The organism is Deinococcus pimensis DSM 21231 (assembly GCF_000519345.1).
GTDB classification, from domain to species: domain Bacteria; phylum Deinococcota; class Deinococci; order Deinococcales; family Deinococcaceae; genus Deinococcus_A; species Deinococcus_A pimensis.
Genome location: NZ_KI912662.1, coordinates 4559 through 6527 on the forward strand (window position 1 = coordinate 4559; position 1969 = coordinate 6527).

General features: G+C 72.6%; 3 protein-coding genes and 1 pseudogene. 3 read left to right on the forward strand and 1 reads right to left on the reverse strand.

Translation table 11 applies throughout. From position 1 onward, the window contains the following. Together DEIPI_RS40200 and DEIPI_RS0117300 are read left to right on the forward strand one after the other, a co-directional pair. Positions 1-180: BTAD domain-containing putative transcriptional regulator (locus DEIPI_RS40200; protein ID WP_027482591.1), on the forward strand; the 180-nt coding region annotated here is incomplete at its 5' end. Between the two features lie 41 nt (positions 181-221). Beyond that, positions 222-1004 carry a 3-hydroxybutyrate dehydrogenase gene (locus DEIPI_RS0117300; protein ID WP_027482592.1) on the forward strand — a complete coding sequence of 261 codons (783 nt, stop codon included), beginning with the start codon at positions 222-224 and terminating at the stop codon, positions 1002-1004. A 48-nt stretch (positions 1005-1052) separates the two neighbouring features. Here the strand turns inward: DEIPI_RS0117300 and DEIPI_RS32180 are convergent, their stop codons facing one another. Next, positions 1053-1601: an NUDIX hydrolase gene (locus DEIPI_RS32180; protein ID WP_084474490.1), complete on the reverse strand. Its 549-nt coding sequence runs from the start codon at positions 1599-1601 to the stop codon at positions 1053-1055. Between the two features lie 118 nt (positions 1602-1719). Between DEIPI_RS32180 and DEIPI_RS40205 the strand changes: the two are divergent. Next, positions 1720-1969: pseudogene (locus DEIPI_RS40205) on the forward strand (hypothetical protein); the annotation flags it as partial.

The following is a 1969-nucleotide window of genomic DNA, read 5'->3' on the forward strand; positions in this document are numbered from 1 at the left end:
GCGCTGGAACTCGACGCGGCGCACGAGCCCGCCACGCGCGTGTTGATGCGGGCGCATTACGCGCGCGGGAACCTCGGGCGGGTCCTGCGGGCGTACGAGGCGTGCCGCGAGGCGCTCGGAGCCCTCGACCTGCGTCCGCTCGCGGAGACGGAGGCGCTCTTCCGCGCGCTCAGAAGCTGAGGTGCGACGTCGGCGTGACGGCGAGCGCCTACACTCGGGCCATGACGTCACCTCAGGATTCGACGGTGGAGCGCCGCGCGGCGCTCGTCACGGGCGGCACGAGCGGGATCGGCAAGGCCGTCGCGCGCCGCCTCAAGCGCGACGGCCTGCGCGTGGCCGTGCTGGACCTGCCCCGGCAGGAGGCGAAGGACTTCGCGGAGTCGGAGGACCTCGTCTTCATCGGCGCGGACCTCTCGCGCCGCGAGGACTGCCGCGCCGCGATCGACGAGGTGACGCGGGTGTTCGGGCGGCTGGACGTGCTGGTGAACAACGCGGGCTTCCAGCACATCGACCCCATCCCGGACTTCCCGGAGGACACCTGGGACCGGATGCTGGCGGTGATGCTGACGGCGCCGTTCCTGCTGAGCAAGTACGCGTGGCCGTTCCTCGTGGCGGGCGGACAGGGCCGCATCGTGAACGTCGCGAGCATCCACGGGCACGTCGCGAGCCCCTTCAAGAGCGCGTACATCAGCGCGAAGCACGGCGTGATCGGCCTGACGCGAACGGCGGCGCTGGAGGGCGGGCCGCACGGCCTCACCGTGAACGCGATCTGCCCGGGGTACGTGCGCACGCCCCTCGTGGAGGGTCAGCTGGCCGATCAGGCACGTACGCGCGGCATGAGCGAGGAGGAGGTGCTGGAGAAGGTGATGCTGGAACCCGCCGCGATCCGCCGTCTGCTCGATCCGGAGGACGTGGCGGCCCTCGCGAGCTACGTGGTGAGCCCCGCGGCGTGGGGGATGACGGGCGCGGTGCTGGATCTGGATCTGGGGTGGACCGCGCGTTGACGCGCAGGGGCCGCCGGTCCTCCCGGCGGCCCCTCGCGTTCGTTTCGGTCAGACGGCGACGGCGCGGCCGAGGCGGACGACCTTGCGGGCGGCGCGCCAGAGGTTGGGTTCGGCGATGTCGTCGAGGGTGACCCACTGGACGCCCTCGGGGGTGACGGAGCGGCGGGCGCGGAAGCCGTAGCGGACGTCGTAGTGGCGGTGGCGGGCCTCGCCGGGACGCGCGGGGATGTCGTGGACGTCCACGTCGATGGGGAGGTCTCCGAGGGGTTCGACGTCGTAGTGGGCGAGGCCGGTCTCCTCGAGGAGTTCGCGCAGGGCGGCCCCGTGGACGCTGGCGTCGCCGGGTTCGACGTGCCCGCCGGGCTGGAGGCGCAGGCCGAGCTTGACGTGCCAGATGAGGCCGACGCGTTCGGCGCCGGCGTCCACGAGGAGCGCGGAGGCGGTGACGTGGCCGGGCACGAAGGTGGCGCGGCTGAAGGGTTCGGGGTGGGTATCGAGCAGGTCGACGATCTCGACGAGCGCGGCGCCCTCGCGGTGATCGGCGGGGCGGTGGGCTCGGAGCTGTCGGAGCAGCGCGGCGCGCATGTCCTGTTGCATGGATGAAGGGTAGCGCAATGAGTGTGGGATTGAGTGAATCTTCACCTTCCCTGTCCAGACAACCCCGTGGCGGCCCGATGCCCTCGCGCCGGGACGCTAGAGTGACCGCGGAGATCCCGTGACGCACGAAGAGCACCCCGAGCCCGCCTCGTTCTCGCCGCCGCCCGGCTTCGTCCGGTTTCGACTGGACGTGCAGTGGGACGGGCGGGACTTCGTGGGCTGGCAGAGCCAGCCGGACGCGCGCAGCGTCCAGGACACCCTGCACGCCGCGCTCTCCCGCCTGTCGGAGGCCGCGCGGCCCGTCGCGGCGGGCCGCACGGACCGGGGGTGCACGCGCTGCGCATGCCCACGCACGTGGATGTCCGCGA

Bases quoted from the DNA above. Each gene is read 5' to 3' on its own strand.
- DEIPI_RS0117300 (WP_027482592.1), top strand. From the start codon at position 222: ATGACGTCACCTCAGGATTCGACGGTGGAGCGCCGCGCGGCGCTCGTC.
- DEIPI_RS32180 (WP_084474490.1), bottom strand. From the start codon at position 1,601: ATGCAACAGGACATGCGCGCCGCGCTGCTCCGACAGCTCCGAGCCCAC.